The organism is Actinomadura macrotermitis (assembly GCF_009604375.1).
Lineage (GTDB): Bacteria > Actinomycetota > Actinomycetes > Streptosporangiales > Streptosporangiaceae > Spirillospora > Spirillospora macrotermitis.
In genome coordinates this window covers 727,626-751,010 of sequence record NZ_WEGH01000005.1, presented here as the reverse complement: position 1 = coordinate 751,010, position 23,385 = coordinate 727,626, and the positions used below count along the sequence as shown (strand labels likewise).

24 protein-coding genes are annotated in these 23,385 nt (G+C 74.6%); 10 read left to right on the top strand and 14 right to left on the bottom strand.

What is annotated here, in order from left to right; genetic code table 11:
* Positions 1 to 18: 18 nt before the first annotated feature.
* The 4 genes from ACRB68_RS36255 to ACRB68_RS36240 all read left to right on the top strand — a co-directional run bounded on the left by ACRB68_RS36255 (position 19) and on the right by ACRB68_RS36240 (position 4,306).
* The gene (locus ACRB68_RS36255; protein ID WP_153540586.1) at positions 19 to 993 is read left to right on the top strand and encodes a GNAT family N-acetyltransferase; all 975 of its coding nucleotides are present in this window, start codon (positions 19 to 21) and stop codon (positions 991 to 993) included.
* A gap of 430 nt (positions 994 to 1,423) precedes the next feature.
* Positions 1,424 to 2,434, top strand: a complete 1,011-nt coding sequence (locus tag ACRB68_RS36250; RefSeq protein ID WP_153540584.1) for a hypothetical protein — start codon at positions 1,424 to 1,426, stop codon at positions 2,432 to 2,434.
* Positions 2,435 to 2,681: 247 nt separating this feature from the next.
* Entirely contained in the window at positions 2,682 to 3,122 is a 441-nt protein-coding gene (locus ACRB68_RS36245) for an HNH endonuclease (protein ID WP_153540582.1), read from the top strand.
* Positions 3,123 to 3,286: 164 nt separating this feature from the next.
* Positions 3,287 to 4,306, top strand: a complete 1,020-nt coding sequence (locus ACRB68_RS36240) for a coiled-coil domain-containing protein (protein WP_328595226.1) — start codon at positions 3,287 to 3,289, stop codon at positions 4,304 to 4,306.
* Positions 4,307 to 4,527: 221 nt separating this feature from the next.
* Here ACRB68_RS36240 and ACRB68_RS36235 read toward each other — a convergent pair whose 3' ends face one another.
* Entirely contained in the window at positions 4,528 to 5,589 is a 1,062-nt protein-coding gene (locus tag ACRB68_RS36235) for a Gfo/Idh/MocA family oxidoreductase (protein WP_153540580.1), read from the bottom strand.
* A gap of 119 nt (positions 5,590 to 5,708) precedes the next feature.
* Here ACRB68_RS36235 and ACRB68_RS36230 point away from each other — a divergent pair, with 119 nt between their 5' ends.
* Both ACRB68_RS36230 and ACRB68_RS36225 read left to right on the top strand, forming a co-directional pair.
* The gene (locus tag ACRB68_RS36230; RefSeq protein ID WP_328595225.1) at positions 5,709 to 7,343 is read left to right on the top strand and encodes an FAD-dependent oxidoreductase; all 1,635 of its coding nucleotides are present in this window, start codon (positions 5,709 to 5,711) and stop codon (positions 7,341 to 7,343) included.
* Complete coding sequence (locus ACRB68_RS36225) at positions 7,340 to 8,761, top strand: ATP-binding protein (RefSeq protein WP_153540576.1); 1,422 nt, start codon at positions 7,340 to 7,342, stop codon at positions 8,759 to 8,761. The genes ACRB68_RS36230 and ACRB68_RS36225 overlap by 4 nt, the downstream gene beginning before the upstream one ends.
* A gap of 1 nt (position 8,762) precedes the next feature.
* On the opposite strand, the gene ACRB68_RS36220 is transcribed toward ACRB68_RS36225, so the two are convergent.
* Positions 8,763 to 9,149 carry a hypothetical protein gene (locus ACRB68_RS36220; protein ID WP_153540574.1) on the bottom strand — a complete coding sequence of 129 codons (387 nt, stop codon included), beginning with the start codon at positions 9,147 to 9,149 and terminating at the stop codon, positions 8,763 to 8,765.
* A gap of 134 nt (positions 9,150 to 9,283) precedes the next feature.
* Positions 9,284 to 9,685 carry a VOC family protein gene (locus ACRB68_RS36215; RefSeq protein ID WP_153540572.1) on the bottom strand — a complete coding sequence of 134 codons (402 nt, stop codon included), beginning with the start codon at positions 9,683 to 9,685 and terminating at the stop codon, positions 9,284 to 9,286.
* 56 nt (positions 9,686 to 9,741) lie between these two features.
* On the opposite strand from ACRB68_RS36215, the gene ACRB68_RS36210 reads away from it, so the two are divergent.
* Positions 9,742 to 10,215, top strand: a complete 474-nt coding sequence (locus tag ACRB68_RS36210) for a MarR family winged helix-turn-helix transcriptional regulator (protein ID WP_153540570.1) — start codon at positions 9,742 to 9,744, stop codon at positions 10,213 to 10,215.
* Positions 10,216 to 10,304: 89 nt separating this feature from the next.
* Here the strand turns inward: ACRB68_RS36210 and ACRB68_RS36205 are convergent, their stop codons facing one another.
* On the bottom strand, positions 10,305 to 11,099 hold the full coding sequence (locus tag ACRB68_RS36205) for a class II aldolase/adducin family protein (protein ID WP_194293573.1): 795 nt from the start codon (positions 11,097 to 11,099) through the stop codon (positions 10,305 to 10,307).
* 127 nt (positions 11,100 to 11,226) lie between these two features.
* On the opposite strand from ACRB68_RS36205, the gene ACRB68_RS36200 reads away from it, so the two are divergent.
* Positions 11,227 to 12,354 carry a helix-turn-helix domain-containing protein gene (locus ACRB68_RS36200; protein WP_153540568.1) on the top strand — a complete coding sequence of 376 codons (1,128 nt, stop codon included), beginning with the start codon at positions 11,227 to 11,229 and terminating at the stop codon, positions 12,352 to 12,354.
* A gap of 53 nt (positions 12,355 to 12,407) precedes the next feature.
* The gene (locus ACRB68_RS36195; RefSeq protein WP_207709946.1) at positions 12,408 to 13,325 is read left to right on the top strand and encodes an LLM class flavin-dependent oxidoreductase; all 918 of its coding nucleotides are present in this window, start codon (positions 12,408 to 12,410) and stop codon (positions 13,323 to 13,325) included.
* A 6-nt stretch (positions 13,326 to 13,331) separates the two neighbouring features.
* On the opposite strand, the gene ACRB68_RS36190 is transcribed toward ACRB68_RS36195, so the two are convergent.
* The 6 genes from ACRB68_RS36190 to ACRB68_RS36165 all read right to left on the bottom strand — a co-directional run bounded on the left by ACRB68_RS36190 (position 13,332) and on the right by ACRB68_RS36165 (position 18,378).
* A complete protein-coding gene (locus ACRB68_RS36190) occupies positions 13,332 to 13,730 on the bottom strand; it encodes a YkvA family protein (protein ID WP_153540564.1) in 399 nt (132 codons plus the stop codon).
* 79 nt (positions 13,731 to 13,809) lie between these two features.
* Positions 13,810 to 14,655 carry a helix-turn-helix domain-containing protein gene (locus ACRB68_RS42705; protein ID WP_207709945.1) on the bottom strand — a complete coding sequence of 282 codons (846 nt, stop codon included), beginning with the start codon at positions 14,653 to 14,655 and terminating at the stop codon, positions 13,810 to 13,812.
* A gap of 30 nt (positions 14,656 to 14,685) precedes the next feature.
* Entirely contained in the window at positions 14,686 to 15,426 is a 741-nt protein-coding gene (locus ACRB68_RS36180) for a hypothetical protein (protein ID WP_153540562.1), read from the bottom strand.
* Between the two features lie 103 nt (positions 15,427 to 15,529).
* Positions 15,530 to 16,936, bottom strand: coding sequence for an aldehyde dehydrogenase family protein (locus tag ACRB68_RS36175; RefSeq protein WP_328595224.1), 1,407 nt, complete (start codon positions 16,934 to 16,936; stop codon positions 15,530 to 15,532).
* A 183-nt stretch (positions 16,937 to 17,119) separates the two neighbouring features.
* Positions 17,120 to 17,683, bottom strand: a complete 564-nt coding sequence (locus ACRB68_RS36170) for a hypothetical protein (RefSeq protein ID WP_153540560.1) — start codon at positions 17,681 to 17,683, stop codon at positions 17,120 to 17,122.
* 5 nt (positions 17,684 to 17,688) lie between these two features.
* Positions 17,689 to 18,378, bottom strand: a complete 690-nt coding sequence (locus ACRB68_RS36165; RefSeq protein WP_207709944.1) for a hypothetical protein — start codon at positions 18,376 to 18,378, stop codon at positions 17,689 to 17,691.
* A 244-nt stretch (positions 18,379 to 18,622) separates the two neighbouring features.
* Here ACRB68_RS36165 and ACRB68_RS36160 point away from each other — a divergent pair, with 244 nt between their 5' ends.
* Positions 18,623 to 19,096, top strand: a complete 474-nt coding sequence (locus ACRB68_RS36160) for a hypothetical protein (protein ID WP_328595223.1) — start codon at positions 18,623 to 18,625, stop codon at positions 19,094 to 19,096.
* Here the strand turns inward: ACRB68_RS36160 and ACRB68_RS36155 are convergent.
* From ACRB68_RS36155 to ACRB68_RS36140, 4 genes are all read right to left on the bottom strand, one after another.
* A complete protein-coding gene (locus ACRB68_RS36155; RefSeq protein WP_153540558.1) occupies positions 19,072 to 20,064 on the bottom strand; it encodes an ABC transporter ATP-binding protein in 993 nt (330 codons plus the stop codon). The genes ACRB68_RS36160 and ACRB68_RS36155 overlap by 25 nt on opposite strands.
* Before the next feature lies 1 nt (position 20,065).
* Entirely contained in the window at positions 20,066 to 20,881 is an 816-nt protein-coding gene (locus tag ACRB68_RS36150; protein WP_328595222.1) for an ABC transporter permease, read from the bottom strand.
* A complete protein-coding gene (locus tag ACRB68_RS36145; protein WP_328595221.1) occupies positions 20,874 to 21,662 on the bottom strand; it encodes an ABC transporter permease in 789 nt (262 codons plus the stop codon). Before ACRB68_RS36145 ends, ACRB68_RS36150 begins: the two co-directional genes overlap by 8 nt.
* A gap of 110 nt (positions 21,663 to 21,772) precedes the next feature.
* Complete coding sequence (locus ACRB68_RS36140) at positions 21,773 to 23,233, bottom strand: M1 family metallopeptidase (protein ID WP_207709943.1); 1,461 nt, start codon at positions 23,231 to 23,233, stop codon at positions 21,773 to 21,775.
* Positions 23,234 to 23,385 lie beyond the last annotated feature (152 nt).

The following is a 23,385-nucleotide window of genomic DNA, read 5'->3' as shown; positions in this document are numbered from 1 at the left end:
ATCCTGTAGAAACGACTGATGGACCTCATCGCGCTCGATGAACCGACGGACGCGCAGATCCGCCAGTGGCACGCGGTTCTGACGGCCGTGCACGCCGCGGACCCGGCCGGCGAGCCTCCCCCCGAGGCCGAGCACACCGCGGCCCGGCTGCTCGGCGCCGAGCAGGGCTCCCGGCAGCGGCTGTGGGCCGCCGCCGAGGACGGCCGCATGGTCGCCGTCGCGGCGCTGCGGCTGCCCGGCGCGCCCGGCGCGGCCCGTCCCGGCGAGATCGACATCCAGGTCCGGCCCGGGAACCGCCGCGCCGGCGTCGGCCGCCGGCTGCTCACCGTCGCCGCGGACGCGCTGCGCGCCGACGGCCGTCCCAGCGTGATCGCCCAGGTGCTCGCCGGCACCCCGGCGGTGCCGTTCCTGGAGGCGCACGGCTTCCAGTGCGTGCTCACCCTGCAGGGCCTGCTGCTGCGCCTGGCCGAGGTGCCGCCGGGCCGGATCGAGGAGCTGGTCGCCGCCGGCCCCGCGGGCTACGAGCTGGTGCGCTGGCGCGGCGTGGTGCCCGACGGGTACGCCGAGGCGCTCGCCCGCGCCAAGCACGCGATGGCCGACCTCGCCGAGTACGAGGGGGCGCCCTGGGACGCCGGCCGCGTCCGCGAGATGGGCGAGCTGGTCGCCAAGCGCGGCGACGAGCTGTACACCGTGGCCGCCGTCCGCGACGGCACGATCGCGGGCTTCACCGAGGTCGTCGCCTCCGCCGGGATGCCCGGCCGGGCCGCGCAGTACGACACCGCCGTCGTCCCCGAGCACCGCGGCCGCCGCCTCGGCATCTGGGTCAAGGCCGCGATGCTGCGCTGGCTGGCGGTGGAGCGGCCCGACGTGCACGAGATCGAGACCGACAACGCGGGCGACAACGTGCACATGCTGGCGGTCAACGAGGAGCTGGGCTTCCGCCGCCTGCGCGAGTCCCGCGAGTACCAGGCCTCCGCCGCCGACCTCCCGTAGGGCCGCTGTGTTGACTGCAATCCCGGCCCAGAGGGCTCGCCTGGCGGCTCGCTGTGTTGATTGCCATCCCGGCCCAGAGGGCTCGCCTGGCGGCTCGCTGTGTTGATTGCCATCCCGGCCCAGAGGGCTCGCCTGGCGGCTCGCTGTGTTGATTGCCATCCCGGCCCAGAGGGCTCGCCTGACGGCTCGCCCTCTGACCGTGCTTGGGCGAGTGCTGCATCGCTTCGCGATCAACCCGGGGTGAGGCTCGCCTCCGGCTTCGCCTCACCCCGGGTTGGTAACGCACTCGCGTGATCATCGAGGTCGTTGCGGGTGTGGCCTGGGTTATCCACAGAACGGGATTCCGCTTCCGTCCGGCGCCCGGCCCCGCGAGCCTGGTCCTACCCCCAGCGGGCCCTGACCGAGGGCCCGGGCAGCGGTAGGAGGCGCCATGCCGGAACGGCTCGAACTTCCCATCCCCGTGTCGGTGACCAGCCGGTTCCTGGTGGCGGCGCCCCGCCCGCCGGAGGCCGCGCGCCTCCGCGGGGCCTTGGGGGAGAGCGGCCTGGCGCGCTTCGCCCGGGAGCTGCTGGGCACTCCGCCGCTGACCCTGGACCTTCGCGCCGCTCCCACGCCGTGGAGCGGCCGCCTGCCCGCGCTGGCCGTGCAGACCCGGCCCTGGAACAGCCGTCCTCGCGGTGGCGGGGCGGTGGACGGCGGGATGCGGGCTCGCGCGGAGCGGAACGGCGGCGTGCGGGAGGGGCCGCCGCGCACGGCGGGGAAGAGAGGCGGCACCGGCGAAGAGGGCGTGCGGAGGGAGGTGCTGGCGGCCCGGCACCATCTGCTGGTGACGGGGGCGTCGCCTCCCGGCTCCTCGCCCCGCCACGCCCAGGCGGCCCGGCTCGCGGCCCGGACGCTGGCGCATCTCACCGGCGGGCGGGTCGCCGATCTGGACGCCAACCAGATCCTCGCCCGCGGCACCGGGCCGCCGGACGAACCGGACCGGTTCCTCCTCGGACGGGACTGGCTCGGCGTGTTCCTCATGCGGGACGGAAGGGCCCGGCTCCGGGCCGACACCTACGGCATGCACCGGTTCGGGCTGCCCGAGCTGATGGTGCGCCTCGCCCCCTACGGGCATCTGCTCACCGCGGCCGGGGTCGTGCGGGCCATGGCGTTCCGCCTGTTCAGCGAGCACATCGAACGGACCCCGGCCGACGGGGGTGCTCCGGTGTGGCAGGTCCGGGCGGACCGGCGGCTGGACGGCGACGACCTCCTGCGCTACTGGGGCCTCCCGCTGCAGAGAAGGGGCGTGCTCCCGGTGCGGCTGGCCCCGGCCGTAGCGGGCTGCCTGGACTGCGAGAGCGCACTGGAGATCCTGCCGCTCCGGCCCCGCGGCGACCCCGGCTGGTGGGAGGAAGAGGCAGGGAAGGTGATACCCGCCATCAGGACCCCCTTCGGATAAGGGGCCGATGCCCTATGGAGACGGCGGTGTGCATGCGCGGACATGAAAATGCGTTGCCCCGGGCATAGCGGCATCGGCACCCTGATGGGGGCCTCCGGAAAAACCGGCGGCCTCCGAATTACCGGACCATTCTTCTGTGATTCAGCGGTGGAACGCCGCGCGGCCAATGCGGGAACGCATCCTGGCGGCGGCGGCCGGCGCCGGATCACGGCGGGCAGTGGGCTGAACGGGACAGGGAGGTGACCCGATGCACGTGCTCGTCCTCAACGCGTCGTACGAGCCGTTACAGAAAGTGGACCTGCGGCACGCCATCCGCATGCTGGTGCGCGAGGTGGCCGTCGTCGAGGAGGCGGAGGAGGGGCGGACCATCGGCAGCTACCCCGTGCCGAGGGTCCTCCGGCTGGTCAGGTACGTCGCGATGCGCTGGCGGCACGGCAGGCGGCCGCCCTGGAGCAAGCGCGGCGTGTACCTGCGCGACCGGGGCGTGTGCGGCTACTGCGGCAAGCGGGGGCACACCATCGACCACATCATGCCGCAGTCGCGCGGGGGCGCCGACACCTGGGAGAACACGGTCCTGGCGTGCGGCAGGTGCAACAACCGCAAGGGCAGCCGGACGCCGGAGGAGGCCGGGCTGCGGCTGCGGGCGGCGCCGCGCGTGCCGCGCTGGGAGGAGCTCGTCGGCCGATGACGTCGATGCGGGCCGGCCGGTGGAACACCGGCCGGCCCTCGTTCGTTGATAGCGCCGTTATCGCGTAGCCTTCGGGTGACTCTATGTGTTTTGTGGCGCAAGAGGGTTTAATTAGCAGATTGTGGTAGCGTGCCGCCAATCTTCACAGGCTAAGGAGAAGATCAGTGGCGGCCCTTGACCCTTCCGGCGGCGTGCGGCGAGCGAACGGCCGCCGCCTCCGCCGGGGCAGCGCGGTGCTCGCGCTCATGATGGCGGGCTCGGTGCTGCTGCCGGGCGGCGGCAGCGCCGCCGCCTTCCCGGCGGAGCCGAAGAAGGACGACAAGCGCGAGTACGCCAAGCTGAAGAAGCGCGCGGACGCGCTGTCCAAGGAGTACCGGGGCGAGCTGATCTCGCTGGAGCAGGCGCGCAAGGCCGCCGAGACCGCCGGCCTGGACGCCGCGCGGCTCACCGCCGAGGCCGAGCAGGCCCGCACCGCCGTCAGCCGGCTGGCCGCCACCAGCTACATGAGCGGCGGGCTGGACGAGCTGCCGATCATCGCCGACGGCGACCCGGGCGCCGCCATCCGGGACGCGACCGTGGTGCAGCACATGGCCCGCAACAACGGGCTGCGGATCCAGAACCTGCAGACCCTCGCCGCCCGCGCCACCCAGTCGCAGCAGGCCGCGAAGACCAAGCTGGACCAGGTTCGCAAGGAGATCGACGACCTGGAGAGCCAGCGCGACCGGGTGAAGAAGCTGCTGGCCAAGTACAAGCCCGACGAGAAGAAGACGAGCGGCGGGGGCGGCAACGGCCGCCCCGACGGCGCCGGCGGCAGCAAGTCGCCGATCATGGGCAACTCCATGACCGCCCGGATGCGCACGGCGATGCTCGCCATCGACGGCCGGTTCGGCCCCTTCCCGGCCATCGGCTGCGCCCGCCCCGGCGACCCGCAGGACCACGGCTCGGGCCGCGCCTGCGACTTCATGGAGAGCACCGCCGGCCGGATGCCGAGCGCGTCGGCGCAGGCGCACGGCGACCAGGTCGCCGCCTACGTGATCGCCAACGCCTCCCGGCTCGGCATCAAGTACGTCATCTGGAAGCAGCGCATCTACGACATGCGCGGCAGCGGCGGCTGGAAGCCGATGGAGAACCGCGGCGGCATCACCCAGAACCACTTCGACCACGTCCACGTCTCGGTCCTGTAGCCCCCCGAATCCGCTCCCCGCGAGCCCGCTGCCCCTTGGCCCAGGCGCGCCGCAACCCGCCGCCCGACGTGCCCGACGTTCCACGAACCTGACACGCCACGAATCTGACACGCCATGGGCCTGAGGCCACGGGCCCGGTACCTCGCGGGTCTGGCGGCCTGTGCCGGCGGGTGGCGGCCCATCGGGGGGATGGGCCGCCGGGGTTGCGAGTCCTGGGCCGGTCAGGTGGTGGCGGGCCGGAGGTGGACGACCTGGCCGTCGCGGGCCGAGTGCTGGGCCGCCTCGATGACCTCCAGGCCGGCGATGGCGTCGGCGAGGGTGACCGGGGGCGGCTCCTGACCGCGCAGCGCCCGTTCCACCCCCGCGTAGAAGTCCTGGTAGGCGCCCGGGAGGGTGGGCTCGGGGCGCTCGCTGCCCGGTGTGCCGAGCAGCCCGTAGGCCTCCGGCGGCGCCTGGCCCCAGCCCGGGTCCAGCGGGGAGCGGCCCGCGCGCAGCGCGTCCTCCTGGCCGTCCATGCCGGACACGACGTAGGAGGCCTCGCCGCCGAGGACCCGGAAGCGGGGGCCGAGCTGCGCCGCCGTCGCGCTCGCCCACAGGTGGGAACGTTCCCCGCCCGGGTGGGTGAGGGCGACGAACACGTCGTCGGGCGCGGCGGCGCCCGGGCGGCGTGTGTCGATCTCGGCGTAGACCTCGGTGGGCCGCCCGAACAGGACGATGGCCTGGTCGACGAGATGGGGGCCGAGATCGTAGAGGATGCCGCCCGCGTCGCGCGGGTCGGTGCTCTCCTTCCACCCCTCTTTGACCTCGGGCCGCCAGCGTTCGAACCGCGACTCGAAGCGGTGCACCGGGCCGAGCGCGCCGGACCCGGCGAGCCCGCGGACGGTGCGGAAGTCGCCGTCCCAGCGCCGGTTGTGGAACGGGAACACCGGCAGGCCGCGCACTGCGCTGAGCGCCGCCAGCGAGCGGGCGTCGGCGGCCGTCGCCGCGACGGGCTTGTCCACCACCACCGGCAGGCCGGTGGTGAGGGCGGTGCGGGCCAGCGGCACGTGCTGGCGGTTCGGGGCCGTCACCACCACCAGGTCGTAGGCGCCGTTCGCCTCCCACAGCCGGTCGGCGGAGTCCAGCACCTTCGCCTCGGGGTACCGTTCCCGCACCGCGGCCTGCCGCCCGGGGTTCCCGGTCACCACGGCGGCCAGTGCCAGGCCGGGCACCGAGGAGATGAGCGGGGCGTGGAACACCGCGCCCCCGGTGCCGTATCCGATGAGTGCCACGCGCAGAGTCATGCACCGATCATGACCGATGGGCCGGCGGCGGTGTGCGGGCAGGTCACCCGGCACGCCGTAGTGATCTTGCGAACGCGTACGATTCCAGGCGAGTGCGGTGATGGAGGGGAATGAACGGCGTGTCCAAGCCTGTGATCCTGACGGTCGACGACGATCCGGGCGTGTCCCGCGCGGTGGCGCGGGACCTGCGCCGCCGGTACGCCGAGCGGTGCCGGGTGGTGCGCGCCGAGTCCGGCCCGCTCGCCCTGGACGCGCTGCGCGAGCTGAAGCTGCGCGGCGAGGACGCCGCGGTGCTGCTCGCCGACCACCGGATGCCCGAGATGAACGGCGTGGAGTTCCTGGAGAAGGCCATGGACCTCTACCCCTACGCGCGCCGGGTGCTGCTCACCGCCTACGCCGACACCGACGCGGCGATCCGCGCCATCAACATCGTCGACCTGGACCACTACCTGCTGAAGCCGTGGAACCCGCCGGAGGAGAAGTTCTACCCGGTGATCGACGCGCAGCTGGACGCCTGGACGAGCACGGACCGGTGGCGGCCCGAGGAGCTGCGGGTGGTCGGGCACCGCTGGTCCTCGCGCTCCTACCAGGTGCGCGACTTCCTGGCCCGCAACCAGGTCCCCTACACCTGGCTGCTGGACACCGCCCCCGAGGCCGCCGAGCTGCTGGAGGCGGCGGGCTCGCCGGAGCTGCCGCTGGTGGTGACGGCCGACGGGACGGCCCTCGCCGCGCCCGCCGACGCCGAGCTGGCCGCCGCGGTCGGGCTGACCACCACGCCCGCCGCCGACTTCTACGACCTGGTCGTGGTCGGCGGCGGCCCGGCCGGGCTCGGCGCCGCCGTCTACGGCGCCTCCGAGGGCCTGCGCACGGTGCTGATCGAGCGGCACGCGACCGGCGGGCAGGCCGGGCAGAGTTCCAGGATCGAGAACTACCTCGGCTTCCCCGACGGCGTGTCGGGCGCGCAGCTGGCCGACCGGGCCCGCCGCCAGGCCGAGCGGTTCGGCGCCGAGCTGATCACCACCGGCAAGGTCACCGGGCTGGAGGAGGCCGGCCGGGCCCGGGTGGTGCACCAGGCCGATGGCTCGAAGATCGCCGCGCACGCGGTGATCCTGGCGACCGGGGTGTCCTACCGGCGGCTGGACGCGCCGGGCCTGGAGGCGCTCACCGGCCGCGGCGTCTACTACGGCGCCGCGCCGGCCGAGACGCCCGGCTGCGCGGGCGAGGAGGTCTACGTCGTCGGCGGCGCCAACTCGGCGGGGCAGGCGGCGATGAACCTGTCGCGGGTCGCGAAGCGGGTGCACCTGCTGGTGCGGGCGGACGGCCTCGAACGGTCCATGTCGCACTACCTGATCGAGCAGATCGACGGCGTGCCCAACATCGAGGTGCACACCCGCACCACGGTCACCGGGGGCGCCGGCACCGACCGGCTGGAGCGGCTCACGCTCGCCGGCCCGGACGGCGAGCGGACCGTCGAGGCGCACTGGCTGTTCGTCTTCATCGGCGCCGAGCCGCGCACCGACTGGCTGGAGGGGGTCGTCGAGCGCGACGGGCGCGGCTACGTGCTGACCGGCCCCGACCTGTCCGCCGCGCACCGCCCCGCCGGGGCCCGCGCGCCCTACCACCTGGAGACCAGCCTGCCGGGGGTGTTCGCGGCGGGCGACGTCCGGTCCGACTCGATCAAGCGGGTGGCCTCGGCGGTCGGCGACGGCGCCATGGCCGTCGCGCTGGTGCACCGCTACCTGGAGCAGTCATGACCACGATCACGCCCGGGCGGCTGCGCTCGCTGTTCCTGTTCGCCGACCTGGACGAGGAGCAGCTCGGCTGGCTGGCCGGCTACGGCACGGTCCGCGGGTACGCCGGCGGGGAGGTCGTCTGCGCGCAGGGCGACCCCGCGGAGTTCTTCTACGTCCTGCTGGACGGCGAGGTCTCGATGACCCAGAACGTGCGCGGCAACGAGCTGGAGGTGGCCCGGGGCACCAAGCCGGGCGTGTACGGCGGCGCCGTGCAGGCCTACCTGGGCGACCGGATCGAGCAGAAGTACCAGCACACGCTGCGCGCGGTGGGGCGGGCGGAGCTGTTCGTGCTGCCCGCGCGCAAGTTCGCCAAGGCGGTGCGCGAGTGGTTCCCGATGGCCACGCACCTGCTGGAGGGCGTCTTCTTCGGGATGAGCAACGCCCGCCGCATCGTGGACCAGCGCGAGCGGCTCACCGCGCTCGGCACCATCACCGCCGGGCTCACCCACGAGCTGAACAACCCGGCCGCCGCGGCGTCGCGGGCGAGCGCCGAGCTCGGCGACCGGCTGCTGGCCGCCCAGCACCGGCTCGCCGACCTGGCCGCCGGCGGCGTGGACTGCGAGCGCATCAGCGCGCTGGTCTCGCTGCGCGAGCGGCTGCGCGAACCCGCCGGGGCGCGGGCGGGGTCGCGCACCCCGCTGCAGATCAGCGACGCCGAGGACGAGCTCGGCGACTGGCTGGAGGAGCACGGCGTGCCGGACGCCTGGGAGCTGGCGCCCGGCCTCGTCGCCGCCGGGATCGGCATCGCCCAGGCCGAGGAGATCGAGCGGGCCGCGGGCGGCCTGCTCACCGCCGCGATGCGCTGGCTCGCCGAGGTGCTGGAGGTCGCCGCGCTGCAGGCCGAGATCGCCGACGCCACCGGCCGGATCACCGCGCTGCTGGACTCGGCCCGCCAGTACTCCCAGCTGGACCGCGCCCCCTACCAGCAGGTGGACGTGCGCGAGCTGCTCGACAGCACGCTCACCATGCTGCGCCGCAAGATCGGGGAGAAGGTGCGGGTCGTCACCGACTACGACCCGGACCTGCCGCCGATCCCGGTGTACGCCGCCGAGCTGAACCAGGTGTGGACCAACCTCATCGTCAACGCGCTGTACGCGATGGGCGGCACCGGCACCCTCACCGTGCGCACCGGCCGGGTCAACGGCGACGCGCTGGTGGAGATCGGCGACACCGGCCCGGGCATCCCCGAGGAGAACCTCAGCCGGATCTTCACCCCGTTCTTCACCACCAAGCCGGTCGGCGAGGGCACCGGCCTCGGCCTGGACATCTCCTGGCGCATCGTGGCCGACCGGCACCGCGGCGACATCCAGGTGTCCTCCCGGCCGGGCGACACCCGCTTCCAGGTGCGGCTCCCGCTCACCGAGGCCGCCGCCGGGTGAGTCAGCGGCGCCCGGCGCCGCCCGCCTCCCCGCCGACCAGGACGCCCGCGGCGACCGGCGCGGACCGGCCGTCGCGGTCGTGCGGCGGCCCCGGCGGCGGGTCGGCCGGCAGCCGGAAGTCGCGCAGCACCGCCGTCAGGTGGTCGTCGACGGCGCACCGCGGCAGCTCCAGCAGCCCGGCCAGCAGGTCCGTGCACCGGCCCTGCACGATCTGTCCCATGACGTGCTGCTCCAGCGGGGTCAGCTCGGCCCGGTTGTGCCGCAGGATGCGGACGCCGCCGTAACCGTCCGCCGAGCGCGGGGCCGCCTCGGCCGCCCCGCCGGCCCGGATCACGAGCCGGGTGAGCCGGACCAGCTGGTCGGCTGCCTCGCGAGACGACCTGTTCACCGCGTCCTCCCGCCTCCCGTCCTGTCTTCCTCCGAATGAACACGCAGTGTAGTGAATCGATGACGGAAAGCAGTCTAGGCGGGCTGTCGCCGGTGCGCCCTTTCCGGCGGGTGAGAAGCGGCGGGCCGGAAGGATCAGTAGGACTGGAGTTCCAGCAGGTTTCCAGCGGGGTCGCGCAGGTGGGCGGTGCGCAGGCCCGGCCCCCACTCGGGCCGGTCCTGCGGCGGCGCGACCGGCGTGGCGCCGAGCCCGGTGAGCGCGGCCGCGGCGGCGTCGACGTCGCCGACCCGCAGCGCCAGCATCGAGCGGTCGCGCCCGGCGGCGTCCGGCAGGCCGGCGGTGCCGGCCGCCCCGGCGATCGCCGTCCGGTCGAACAGCGACAGCACCGTCTCGCCGTTCAGGTCCCAGCTCGCGTAGCGGGCCTGCGGGACGACCTTGGCCGGCTCGATGCCGAGGAGCGCCCGCAGGGCCTCCTCGTAGAAGCGCGCGCACGCCGCGAAGTCGTCGACCAGCAGGCGCGGATAGAGCGCGTCCATGCGTCCTCCTATTGATGGGTGAATACCAATGATTGGTCATGTCCTACGATAGCGGGATGGAAGAGACGCTGCCGCCCCGGCTGCTGGACATCACCGCGTTCGTGCTGGCCCGGACCGGCCGCATCGGCCGGGCCCGGATGGGCGCGATGACCGACGGCCGCGGGCTCGGCCTGTGGCACCTGGCCGTGCTGGCGGCGCTGGACGACGCCGCGCCCGCCTCGCAGCGCGGGCTCGGCGCGCGGCTGCGCATCGACCCGAGCGACCTGGTCGAGGTCGTGGGGCGGCTCGCGGACGCCGGGCTGGTGCGGCGCGAGCGCGACCCGGCCGACCGGCGCCGCTACGTCGTCGAGCTCACCGCGCGGGGCCGCGCCGAGCTCGACGCGATCACCGCCGAGGCCGCGCGGCTGGACGCGGAGCTGCTGGCACCGCTGGACGGGCCCGAGCGCGCGCAGCTGAAATCCATGCTGGGGCGGATCCTGGCGCACCACGACCCGGGGGCGCGCCCGCCGGAGCAGGACGCCGGCACCTGAGGGCCGGCACACGGAAAAGGCCCGGCCCCGGGCATGGTGCCGGGGTCGGGCCGGGTTCCGGGGAGAACCGCCTGGAGCCTATCGGGCTCCTACTCGAAAAGGTCGGGCTGCTCGCGGGTGATCTGGTCGTACAGCGGCTGGTAGTTGATCCAGCCGACCAGGTCGTTGCCGATCTGGGAGTGGGTGAGCACGGCGTTGTCGTGCTCGATCGGCACCACCTGGCCCGCCGCCTTGGCCAGCAGCTGCACCTGGCACGAGCGCTCCATGGTGATGAACCACCAGGCGGCGGCGTCCACGGTGTCGCCGACGGTGAGCAGGCCGTGGTTGCGCAGGATGACGGCCTTGTGGCCGCCGAGGGCGGCGGCGATGCGCTTGCCCTCCTCCAGGTCGGTCACCACGCCGGTGTAGTCGTCGAACAGGCCGTGGTCCTGGTAGAACGCGCACACGTCCTGGGTGATCGGCTCCAGCTTCTGGCCGAGCGCCGAGATCGCCCGCCCGTGCGTGGAGTGGCTGTGCGCGGCCGCGACGACGTCGGGGCGGGCCTGGTGCACCTGGGAGTGGATGGCGAAGGCCGCCTCGTTCACCGGGTAGCGGCCCTCGACGACCTGCCCCTGGTGGTTCACCAGGATCAGGTCGCTGACCTTGACGTGCTTGAAGGACATGCCGAACGGGTTGACCCAGAAGTGGTCGGTGCGCTCGGGGTCGCGGGCGGTGATGTGGCCCGCCACGCCCTCCTCGAACCCGAACCTGCCGAAGATCCGCAGGGCCGCGGTGAGCCGCTCCTTGCGGTGCCGGCGCTCGTCCTCGACGTCGTCGAACGACGGCGGCAACCGGAAGATCAGGTCGGTCGCCAGCTTGTCGAGGAACTTCTCTTCGTCGGACATGGGCCGCTCCTAGCTGTTTGTCTGCCACCACCAAACCCCATCGGGCGAGCGCTCGCCTAGGGTGGATTCGTCCAAGCGTGCGCGAGGCGGTTGTCCGGGGCGGACAGCGGGCGATCCGGAGGGGCCGATGCCGGCGGACCAGAGCGACCTGTTCCTGCGGCTGCTGGCCGACCGCAGCCGCGACCCGGCGCTGCTGGAGGCGACCGTGCTCGCCGCGCGCGGCAGGTCCGAGCTCGTCGCCGCGCTGCCGGAGGAGGAGACCCGGCGCCACACCCGCGCCCTGGTCACCGGCGTGCTCGCCGCGATGCGCGACGGCGGTCCCGGCCCGCAGGTGCTGGAGTCGGCGGGGCGGCTCGGCGCGGACCGGGCCCGCCAGGGCGTGCCGGTCGCGGCGCTGCTGGACGGCTTCCAGGCCGGCCGCGCCCACCTGGTCCGCACCCTGATCGAGGAGGGGCGCCGCCGCGGCGTCCCGGCCGACCTGCTGCTGGAGGGCGTCACCCGGATCGACGAGATCACCACCACGCTGGTGCACCGGATGGTGCACGCGCACCGCGTCGCCGAGCTGGAGCTCGCCCGCACCGCCCGCGAGAGCCATCTGCAGGTGCTGCGGCGGCTCCTGCACGGCGAGCAGGTCGCCGCGCCCGCGCCGCTCGACCCCGCCGCCGCCTACCACTGCGTCGTCTCCGAGGTCAGCGACCCCGCCGTCGCCGCGCGGCTGGAGGACGCCCTCACCGCCGCGGGCCCCGGCCTGTGCGGCCTGGTCGACGGGCGGCTGGCCGCCCTGCTGACCCGGCTGCCCGCGCTGCCCGGGGACGTCCCGCTGCTGGTGGCCGCGCCGCCGGTGCCGCCCGCCCGGGCGAGCGCCCAGTACGCGCTCGGCCGCCGCGCGCTGCGCGCGGGCGCCGCCGCCGGGCTCACCGGCCTGCGGCGCCTGGCCGACCTGGCGCTGCTCACCGCGGCCGAGGCCGAGCCCGAGCTCGGCCGGCTGCTCGCCGCCGAGCTGCTGCGCGGCCTGGACCCGGCCGACCCCTTCCACCGGGAGCTGGCCGGGACCGCGCTGGCCTACCTCGACCACGGCGGCCGGATCGAGCCCACCGCCCGCGCCCTGCACGTGCACGGCAACACCGTCAAGTACCGGCTGCGGCGGCTGCGCGAGCTGACCGGCCGCTCCCTGGCCGACGGCGGCGACGGCCAGGCCGTCGCGCACACCGCGCACTGGTGGTGGGCGCTGCGCAGCTACCTGGACGCACCATGATCGGGATGCGCCATGATGTGGGCGGACCGGAAACGACGCGAAGGGGGAGCGGGTTGAACACGCCGCGGATCGGCACCGTGATGTGGCCCATGCAGAGCTGGCCCGAGGCGGGCGAGCTCTGGCGGCGGGCGGAGGACCTCGGCTTCGACACCGCCTGGGTGTACGACCACACCGCCTGGCGCGGCGCGACGCCCTGGTACGACGCCTACACCACGCTCGCGGCGGCCGCGGCGGTGACCTCGCGCGTCCGGCTCGGCACCCTGGTCACCTCGCCCAACTTCCGGCACCCGGTGCCGACCGCGCACGCCGTCAAGACGATCGACCACATCAGCGGCGGGCGGCTCACCCTCGGCATCGGCTCGGGCGGCACGAACCGGACCTCCGACGGCGGCATCATCGGCCCCGACTGGTCACCGCGCGAGCGCGCCGGCCGGTTCGCCGAGTGGACGGAGCTGCTGGACCGGCTGCTGCGCGGCCCCGAGACGACCTTCGAGGGTGCCTACTACCAGGCGCGGGACGTGCTCACCGGCCCCGGCTGCGTGCAGCGCCCGCGCGTGCCGTTCATGATCGCGGCGACCGGGCCGCGCGGGCTGCGCCTGGCCGCCCGGCTCGGCGCGGGCTGGGTCGCCAACGGCGGCGGCCCGCAGTCCGACGACCCGGCCGAGGCGATCCGCCTGCAGGGCGAGGCCCTGGACGAGGCGTGCGCCGCCGAGGGCCGCGACCCGGCCGGGATGCGGCGCCTGCTGCTCACCGGCTTCACCGGCGAGCCGTGGCTGGAGTCGCCGCAGGCGTTCGCCGACCTCGCCGGCCGCTACGCCGCGCTCGGCATCACCGACATCGCCGTGCACTGGCCGCGCCCGGGCACCCAGTGGGACGCCGACATGAAGGTCTTCGAGGCAGTCGCCGCCGAACACGCCGCCACGGGGCCCGCCACCACGGAACCCACCACCACGGGGCACGCGGCCGGCTGAGCGGCCTCAGTCGCGCGGCGCGGCCGGCACGGCCCGGCGCCGCCGGTACTCCTGGCCGACGGCGAACAGCAGCCAGGTGAACGCGGTGGCGTCGTCGACGATGCCGATCGGCAGGAACACGTCGGGGATCAGGTCGATCGGCGACACGATGTACACCACCGCCGCGATCATCGCGACGGTCTTCCCGGTGCCGGTCCGGTAGTAGGACTGCACGCCGCGCCCGGCGAGGCCGCCGCCGGCGCGCCGGGCCCGCCGCAGCCGCAGCACGCCCGCGACGGCCAGCACCGCCCCGGCGGCCATCGCCACCGCGCCGGCGAGGGTGAGGTCGACGCCGCCCGCGTCCCCGCCGACGGCGAAGGCGAGCACGACGCCGGCGGCGAGCAGGATGAGCCCGGCCCAGACCATGACGTACCTCCCTGAGGGTCGACCACGGTATTGCCGTTCCGGCGCGTTCCACTCATCGCCGGGGAGGCGATCCGCGGCGTCAGGGCTCGGGGGCGGTGGTGGACCAGTCGCCGCCCTGCGCGGCCAGCAGCTCGGCCGGGGTGCAGCCGGCCAGCGCCCGGAACTCGCGGTTCAGGTGGGCCTGGTCGTAGTAGCCGCAGGCCAGGGCGGCCGACGCCCGGTCGAGCCGGTCCCGTGCCAGCAGCTCGACCGCCCGCTGGAAACGCAGCACCCGGCCCATCGTCTTCGGCGCCAGGCCGGCCTGCTCGCGGAAGCGGGCGGCCAGGTGCCGGCGGCTCCAGCCCACCTCGGCGGCGATGTCCCCGACCGGCACCGTGCCGTGCGAGCGCGCCAGCAGCCGCCAGGCGTGGCCGACCTCCGGCGCGGGGGAGGGGCCGGTCTCCAGGCGGCGCAGCAGGAAGCGGTCGAGCAGGTCGAACCGGGCCGCCCAGCCTGGCGCCTCCAGCAGCCGCTCGGTCAGCTCGGCGGCGGCGGGCCCGCACAGGTCGGCCAGGTCGGCGGCGACGTTGGTGAGCCGCGCCATCGGGAGGCCGAGCAGGGTGTATGCGCCGAGCGGGGTGAGGTCGAGCTGGACGCCGCGCTGCCCGCCGGGATGGGTGTACAGGCCGGGCCCGTCGTGCATGCCCGCGGCGAACGAGCCGTAGCGCGCCGGCGGCCCGTCCGGCACCTCCAGGTAGAGCGGCGGCCCCAGGTTGACGATCACCACGACCGTGCGGGTCGGCAGCGTGCGCCGCCGGCTCGGCGCGACGACCGGCTCCCAGTAGCCCTGGTAGGAACGCAGGAACGGCCGCAGCGCCGGGTGCGGCGCGGCGGCGGCCCGCCACCAGCCGCCGCGGTCCTGCACCGCGACCCGTCTCTGGTCCACCCGGCCAGTGTCGCAGCCGGGGGTGACAGTTCACTCGTAGAGCTGCCCGCACACCGCGATCCGGGCGAGGTCGCCCCAGCCCATCGGGGACAGCTCGCGAACGGGGGAGGCCGTCTGCGCCGCGCCCGGACGCGGCGCCCGCGCGCCGTCGGCCGCGTCCCAGCCGCCGAGCGAGCCCGCGACCGCGCACTCCAGGTAGGTGGCGGTGTCGAAGTTGCACCAGCGGCGCGGCGTGGCCCGCGGACCCGATCCGGCCGGACGCGGCGCGTCCACGCCGAAGCGCGCTCGCGGCCCCGGCGGCGCGGCCAGGAAGTCCTCCAGGTCGGCGATCTGGGAGAGCACGACGCGCTCCCAGTCGGCGTGGCCGGCCGGCTCGGCGCCGGGCAGGGACAGGTCGGCGGTGCTCCAGGCCGGGTCGTAGGGAGCGGGGGAGATGGCGCGGGCGGCCGCGAACAGCGCCGCGACGTCGTCGGGCTCCAAGACGGCGCGGTCGGCCAGCGGCCCTGCGGCCTTCCACAGCGCCCGCAGGAACGCCGACAGCGACCAGGAGGCCGCCCGCGCCTCCCGGCCGAGGCGCAACAGGCGCAGGTACAGGTCGCGGTTGGTGCGCACCGCGGGGTCGGCCGGTCCGGCCACCCGGTAGAGCTGCTTGTGCGGGACGCCGCTCTCGACCGCCAGCAGCTGGGCGAGCGCGGCCACCCGCGATTCGTGCGACCCCATCGGGTACTCCACGCCGTTGTCGTCCTGGCGCATGACGACCCACCTGGTCATCCGGCTCCTTCCCGATCGGTGCGGCGCCCGGCGGCCGCGCGGAAAGTCTGCCAGAGCGCCCGGGCCCCGGCACCGGGCCCGGGCGCGCGTCACCGCCCGCCGCTCACTGCTTGCTGCGGTGCAGCACCTGCAGCTCGGTGAAGCCGTACAGGCCCCACGGGCCGTTCTCGACGCCGACGCCGCTCCACTTGAACCCGCCGAACGGCTGGTGCGGCGCGAGCGCCAGGTGGGTGTTGACCCAGGCCGTCCCGCAGTCCAGGCGGGCGGCGACGTCGCTCGCGCGCTCGGCGTCGGCGCCCCACACCGAGCCCGACAGGCCGAAGTTGGTGCCGTTGGCGCGGGCGAGGGCGTCCTCCACGTCGCGGTACTTCACGATCGGCAGCGCGGGGCCGAACTGCTCCTCGGTGACGATCCGGGCGTCCTCCGGCACGTCGGCGAGGATCGTCGGCTCGAAGAAGTAGCCGGGCCCGTCGATCGGCCTGCCGCCGGCGGCGGCGCGGGCGCCGGCCGCGATCGCCTCGGACACGAGCGCGCCGACGCGCTCGAACTGCGGCCGGTTGTTGATCGGCCCGTACTCCACGCCCTCGTTCATGCCGTTGCCGACGCGGGCCGCGCGGGCCTTGGCGGCGAGCGCGTCCACCACGTCGCCGTACAGCGCCTCGGGCACGTACACCCGCTTGACCGCCGAGCAGACCTGGCCGTTGTTCATGAACGCGGCGCCGAACAGCCGGTCCGCGACCGCGGCCGGGTCGGCGTCGTCCAGCAGGATCGCCGCGTCGTTGCCGCCGAGCTCCAGGGTGACCCGCTTCAGGTCGGGCGCGGCCGCGGCGGCGACGTGCTTGCCGGTGGGCACGCTGCCGGTGAAGCTGATCTTGCGCGGCACCGGGTGCGCGGTCATCCAGGCGCCGAGCGCGTCGCCGCCGGTGACGACGTTCAGCACGCCGGGCGGCAGCACCTCGCGCAGCACCTCGCCGAGCTTCAGGCTGGACAGCGGGGTGTAGGGCGAGGGCTTCAGCACCACGGTGTTGCCGGCCCGCAGCGCGGGCGCGATCTTCCAGGTGGCGAGCAGCAGCGGGTAGTTCCACGGGGTGATCGCCGCGACCACGCCCATCGGGCGGCGGACGACCTCCACGAAGGCGGCGTCGTCGTCCTGGATGACCTCGCGGGGCAGCTCCAGCCCGGCGTAGTACTTCAGCCACACCCCGGCGCCGACGACCTCCATGGTCGCGTCGCCGAGCGGCTTGCCCTGCTCCAGGGTGATGATCCGGCCGATCTCCTCGGCGCGGGCGAACATCTGCTCGGCGGCCGCGAGCAGCGCGGCGCGCCGGGCCGCGTCGTCGCGCCGCCACTCGGCGAACGCGGCCCGCGCCGAGTCCATCGCCTCGTCCAGTTGCCCGCGCGAGGCGTCGGGCGCCTGCTCGGCCACCTCGCCGGTGGCCGGATCGATCACGCCGAACGTGCCGGGCGCGGACACGGCCTTGCCGTCGATGGTCATCGTGTAGTCGGACACTGCTGTTCCTCCACGGTGAGGCGCGTACCGAATGTCGTTCAGTATTCACCCGCGGGAGGATCCAGGCCAGCCCCCGCGCGGCGCCGCCGTACGGGTCGCCGCACGAGTCGCCACACGGGCCGCCGGGAACGGGGACCGCCCGCCGGGCGAGGGAACCCGGCGGGCGGCGCGATGCGGGGACTTTCAGGAGGCGAGCATGCGGTCCAGGAACTGGCGGTAGCCGCGCAGGGCGAGGCGGAGCCGCTCGGTGTCGGGCCGCTCGTCCTCCTTCTCGGTGCGCCAGCCCTCGTCCAGGGTGCGCTTGTGGGCGGTGAGGGCCTGCCCGAGCGCGTTGACGACCTCGGCGGACAGCTCGTCGGCGCGCTGCACGGCGTCGTGCGGGTCGTCGACGAAGCTCGCCTGCAGGTCGTGCCAGCGCTCCTTGAAGCGGTCGGCCTCGGCCGGGTCGAGCAGCCGCTCGATCGGGCTCTCGCCGGACGGCGTCTCGGGGAAGCCCGAGCCGTTGCCGTGCGGGGTGCCCGGGGCTGCCGCGGGCTTCGGCGCCGCGGCCCCCGGCGCCTCCGGGGCGTCCTCGCGCGGGCCGTCGGGCAGGGTGGCCTCCGCGCCGCCGCCGGCGGCCGGCGCGGAGGCGGGCGGGGCACCGGCGACGCGGGTGTCGCCGGTCGCGGCGCCCCGGCGGGGCAGCGGGGGCACCTGGTCGCCGGGAAGGCCGGCGTCGCGGTCGCCACGGGGGGTGGGCTCGTTCATGATGGTCAGCTCCTCGGGGTCTGCTCGTCGTCGCGCCGGTCGTGCCCGGCGCCCTGGTCGGCGTCGCGGTCGGCCGGACCGGTGCCGGCGGTGCCGGGCGCGGTGCTGCCGGGCCCCGCGGCGGGCGCGGCGGTCGGCTCGGGTGCGGGGGCGCGCTCGCCGGCCGGGACGGCCAGCAGGTCCTCGAACAGCGCGCGGTAGTGCACCATGGCCTGCCGCAGCTCCTCGGTGGAGGCCTCCTTGCCCGCGGCGCGGGTGCTGATCTCGTGCCCGCGCCGGTAGTGGTCCAGGGTGCGGCCGTGCTCGACCGACAGGTGGGTGACCTTCTCGTCGAAGCCCCCCGTCGGGTAGCCGCGCTCGCCCATGACCACCGTCACCAGGCGGTCGGCCTGCTCGACGGCCCCCTCGGGGGCGTCGACGAACTGCTCCTGCACATGGGTCCACTGCTCGCGGTAGAGCTCGCGCTGGCGCGGGTCCAGCTCGCGCAGCTCCAGCTCCTGGTGCCGCTGCCGCCGTGACAGCAGCTCCTTCTCGGCGGCGCCGCGGCTGCCGTGGCGCTCCACCGCGCGGTCGTATTCGGGGCCGAACTGCTGCCGCAGCCGCCGGGAACGGCTCTGGGTCCACACCAGATACCCGGCGCCCGCGAGGACGGCGATGATGACGACGGCGACGACGACCCAGATGGCGGTCGACATGATGTCCTCCAGCGTGCGTCGTTGCGAATGCAGCGCCGATGCCCCCAGAAAAGCCTTCAAAACGGGCGCGGCCCCTGAGGGCATGCCCGAGCAGGGGAAATGGTCTGTCCGTGACCGGGGCTGAAGTGCCGATAGTGCGGATAAATGATGATTTACTGCGCTGAGTTGTGCGTGCGTGTTGTGATGGACGCACCCGCGGCCCGCTCTGTGGAAGCCGGGCCCGTCCGATGGGAAGTGATGCGCGGTGCGCCATGCGTTCGGTCTCCTGCTCGGCGTCCTGCTGACCCCGGCCCTGCTGTACGGCGCCGCCTGGGGCTACGTGCAGGCCGGGCAGTCCTTCGACGGGTCGGGCCAGATGATCACTGACCGCACCCGCATCTACGGCGCCTTCGCGGTGCTGGCGGCGGCGGGGCTGGTGGCCGGCGTGGTCATCGTCGCCCGGTGGGCCTCGCCGCTGGTGTCGCTGGTGCCCGCGCTCGCCCTGCTCGGCCTGTCGGGCTACTTCCTGTACGACCCCGGCACGGCGCTCGGCCTGCCCGCGCGGGTGCCGCCGGGCGGCGACCTGGACTCGGGGCTGCGGATGCTGCTCGGCACGGGCCTGTACGCGATGCTGGGCTTCGCGCTGCTCGCGCCGACCTGGGCGCCGCGGCGCTGGGGGGCGCGGCGCGACGACGAGGAGGCGTCGATGGCGTACTACTCGGCGGCCGCCGGGCGCTGAGCCGGCGCGCCGGGCCGGTACTCCCGCTCGCCCCGGTACAGGCGGGCCACGACCTCCTCGATGCCGGGCTCGCGCAGCGCGATGTCGCGGACCTCGTGCCCTCCGGCGAGCGCCGCGACCACCTGCGCGGCGTTGGCCGAGCGGGGCAGCCGCAGCCACTGGCGCGGCCCCTCGACCCGGTCCACCGTGACGCCCGGCACCCGCACCGGCGGGCCCGGGCGGGCCAGCTCCACCACCAGCACCCGGTCGCCGCCGGCCTCGGCGCGCAGCCGCTCCAGCCCGCCGTCGTAGGCGAGCCGCCCCCGGTCGATGATCATCACGCGCGGGCAGAGCCGCTCGATGTCGCCGAGGTCGTGCGTGGTGAGCAGGATCGTGGTGCCGCGCTCGGCGTTCAGCCGCTCCAGGAAGCCGCGCACCGTCGCCTTGCTCACCACGTCCAGGCCGATCGTCGGCTCGTCCAGGACCAGCAGCTCGGGCGCGTGCAGCAGCGCGGCGGCGAGGTCGCCGCGCATGCGCTGCCCGAGGCTCAGCTGGCGGACCGGGGTGTCCAGGAACGGGCCGAGCTCCAGCAGCGCGGTCAGCTCCGCCAGGCGCGCCCGGTGCGCCGCGGCCTCGACCCGGTACAGGCGCCGGACGAGGGCGAGGCTGTCGCGCAGCGGCAGGTCCCACCAGAGCGTGGTGCGCTGCCCGAACACCACGCCGGTCCGCCGGGCGAGCGCGGTGCGCCGGTGCGCCGGGTCCAGCCCGCACACCCGCACCGTCCCGGAGGTGGGGGTGAGGATGCCGGTCAGCATCTTGATCGTGGTCGATTTTCCGGCGCCGTTCGGGCCGAGCAGCCCGACGAACTCGCCGCGCCCGACGGTGAACGACACCCCCTCCACCGCGGCCGCCTCGGTGCGGACGCGGCGGACCCGCCCGGCCCGGCGGCGCACCGTGAACGTCTTGACCACGTCGACGACCTCGATCATCTCAGCTCCCCGTCGACCGGTAGCGGCGCAGCCCGGCCCGCCACGCCAGCGCCGCCGCCCCGCAGGTGAGCACGGCCACGGCGGGCGAGGCGAAGCGGGCGGCGCCCGGCAGCCCGAGCGGGTCGGGCCGGTCCAGCACGTACAGCGCGGGCATCCAGTTCACGAACGCCAGCGGCACCACGAACGTCACCCCGCGCACCAGGTCGCGCGCGAACATCGTCAGCGGGTACTGGGTGAGGTAGGCGCCGCCGTAGGTGAGCGACTTGGTCGCGCCCGCGCCGTCGATCAGCACGAACTGCACCGCCCCGGCCAGCACCCAGATCCCGCCGAAGATCGCGACGCCGGCCAGCACCAGCACCGGGACGAGCACGACCCGCCCGGCGGTCCAGGCGGTGTCCAGCCGCGGCAGCGCGTAGCCGAGGACGAGGCCCGCCGGGACCAGCTTGCCCAGCCGGCGCACCGAGAAGTCCTCGGTGGCGATCTGGATCAGCGGGCTCACCGGCCGGACGAGCATCGCGTCCAGGCTCCCTTCCCGGATGTGCCGCCCGAGCAGCTCGGTGGTGCCGACCAGCAGATCCGACACCGCGAAGGACAGGCTCGAAGTGCCGTAGAGGAACAGCACCTCGGGGGCGGTGAACCCGGCGATGCGCGGGGCGTGGCCGAACAGCACCACGATGGCGGCCGCGTCCAGGGAGGTGACGACGGCGGTGCCGAGCGTCAGCAGCGCGAGCGACACCGGGTACTGCGCCGCCGCGCGGATCCAGGTCCAGGCGAGCAGCGCGTACACGCGCACGGCGTCGAACGGCCGGTCAGCCACCCTGGATCACCAGCCTGCGCCGGGCCCGTCGGGTGAGCAGCGCCCCGGCGGCGAGCAGGACCACCGCCCAGCCCGCCTGGAACGCCAGGGCGGAGACCAGCCGCGGGCCTTCGCGCCGGCCGAGGAACACCTCGGCGGGCACCTGGATCAGCGCGGCCCACGGCAGGGCGCGCGCGGCCGCGCCGAGGGCGCCGGGGAAGACCACCAGCGGCAGGATCATGCCGGACAGGAACAGCGACAGCACCAGCGAGATCGCCTGCAGGCCGCGCTCGTCGTGCAGCCAGAAGGTGCCGAGCGCGACCAGGTAGCGCAGGGCGAACCCGACCAGCGTGGCCAGCAGGAACGACAGCGTGAACGCGGCGAGCCCCGCCGGGCCCGGCAGCCGCAGCGGGAAGGCCAGCGCGCCCGCCAGCATCGGCAGGGTGCCGCGGAGCAGCAGCGCGCCGGCCGCGCGGCCGAGGTCGTCGGCCAGCCACCAGGACTGCAGGCCGGCCGGGCGGTACAGGTCGATCGCGACGGCGCCGCTGCGGATCCGGTCGGTCAGCTCCATGCCGCCGAAGATCTGCACCGGCCCGATGAGCGCCTGGGTGAGGAAGGTGAAGGTGACCGCGTCGGCGGCGTCGTACCCGCCGAGCGCGGGCCGCGCCTGCCAGAGCGCGATGAGGACGTAGGCGCGCAGGAAGCCGAAGGCGGTGTTGGTCACCGCCTCGGCCGCGGAGCCGAGGGGGTAGGCGGTGTGCCTGCGGAACGCGTACCACGCGACCCACGGAAAGACGCCCACCCGCCGGAAGCATAGGCGCAGCCGGGCGGCGGATCCATCGGGAAAAAGCGCGAAGGCCGGACCCGGCGCATGCCGGGTCCGGCCTCACATGTGGCGCCGGGAAGGGACCGCTACGGCAGAGCGGGCTTCTGGGTGGAGTAGATCCACGCGTTCCAGAACGGGGTCAGGTCCTGGCCGGAGACCTTGTTGGACAGCGCCACGAACTGCTCGGTGGTGGCGTTGCCGTGGTGGTGCTGCTTGACCCAGGTGCGCAGCAGCAGGAAGAACTTCTCGTCGCCGATCTTCTCGCGCAGGAACTGCAGCGCCATGCCGCCGCCGCTGTAGACGCGCTGGTTGAACATCGTGTCGCGCTGCGGGTCGGCGGTCTTGACCGACCAGAACGGGCGGCCCGCCGGGTCGGGGAACGGACGCGAGTTGTAGGTGGTGCGGGCCTGGTCGTAGACCTTGGCGCCGCCCTGCTTCTCGTTCCAGAACCACTGCGCCCAGGTCGCGAAGCTCTCGTTCAGCCACACGTCCTGCCAGCGCTGCGGCGAGACCGAGTCGCCGAACCACTGGTGCGCGAGCTCGTGCGCGATGGTGGAGGTGTTGCGCACCGCCGAGTAGACCGGCTTGCCCTGGGTCTCCAGCGAGAACCCGAGGGGCTGGCCCTCGTAGCGGGCGTCGTCGGCGATGGCGCCCGTGGTGGAGAACGGGTACCTGCCGAAGGTGTCGTTCCACAGGTCGGTGGCCTGGCTGGTGGTGTTGAAGAAGAAGTCCACCGCGCCGGGCTGCGAGGCGATCAGCTCGGGGTCGACGGCCGTGTAGTTGCGCAGGCCGCCGGGGGTCCGGCCGTCCTTGATCTCCCACTTGCCGATGTCCATGGTGGTCAGGTAGCTGGCCATCGGGCTGTTCTCGTACCACTTGAAGGTGGTCGCGGGGACGGCGCCGGCGCGCCGGCTGAAGGACGCCGTCCGGTCGCGGTGGCCGCCGGGCAGGCCGTTGGCGACCGCCTGCAGGCCCTTCGGCACCGTGATGGTGTAGTCGTAGGTCGCCTTGTCCGACGGGTGGTCGTTCACCGGGAACCAGGTGGACGCGCCGTTCGGCTCGCCGCCGACGAACGCGCCGTCGGGGGTGTGCAGGAAGCCGTAGGGGGAGCCGAACACGATCGGCGAGCCGACGATGGTCTTCGGCACGCCGCCGTAGGTGATGGCGACCTTGAACGTGCTGTTCTTGCGCAGGCCCTTGCGCGGGGTGATCTTGAGCTCCTGGCCGTCGCGCGAGAACTGCGCCCGGCGCCCGTTCACCTCGACCTTGGCGACCTCCATGCCGGACAGGTCGAGGTCGAAGCTGGACAGGTCCTGGGTCGCGCGGGCGCGCAGGGTCACGGTCCCGTCGAGCTGGTCGCTGTCGGGGTCGTAGGCCAGGTCGAGGGAGTAGTGCTGGGCGTCGTACCCGCCGTTGCCCTCCAGCGGGAAGTAGGCGTCGCCCACGCCCGGCGCGCCGGGGGTGAAGTGGGGGCGGGCGGCGGCCGAGGCGGCCGGGGCGAGCGTGACGACGGTGACCGCGGCGATGGCGAGCGGTAGCACGCGCACCGGGGTACCGCGAAGCGGGCTTTGCCTGGGGTGGCGCAAGGCCATCTTCAGGATCCTCTCCCTTGAGTGATCATCAGCGTGCCCACATTGCCGCTCTTAGGGCGATATGTCGATACCTATGCCGAAAGTGGCCGCGCGGGAGGGGCCCGAGG